The organism is Holdemanella sp. DFI.5.55 (assembly GCF_020593575.1).
Taxonomy (GTDB): domain Bacteria; phylum Bacillota_I; class Bacilli_A; order Erysipelotrichales; family Erysipelotrichaceae; genus Holdemanella; species Holdemanella hominis.
On record NZ_JAJDMK010000257.1, the window covers coordinates 1 to 272 of the forward strand.

General features: G+C 33.5%; 1 protein-coding gene. It reads right to left on the reverse strand.

The features are described from left to right. A partial coding sequence (locus LJE08_RS14015) for a DUF1576 domain-containing protein (RefSeq protein WP_227403583.1) occupies positions 1-272 on the reverse strand: 272 nt, incomplete at both ends.

A 272-nucleotide genomic window follows, 5' to 3' on the forward strand; every position in this document is an offset into this window, starting at 1 on the left:
CCAATCCAAAAAAAACAAAACAAAAACCAATAATTACTATTGATAAACTCAGATTGTTTCCACTAGAAAGGATTGAGACACTCTCAATTTCATGACCAAACATGCGGCTAATAGCTGTAATAAACATACCAATAATGCCAGAAGTAAACCCGATATTATATAAACTGAATCCTTTGTGAAAGCTTAAAAAATGGCTCGATAAAGGTGGCAAAATTAGACCTATGCCAATCCCAATTAAATAGCCTAAAGCAATTCCTTTCCAAGGCTCTAAT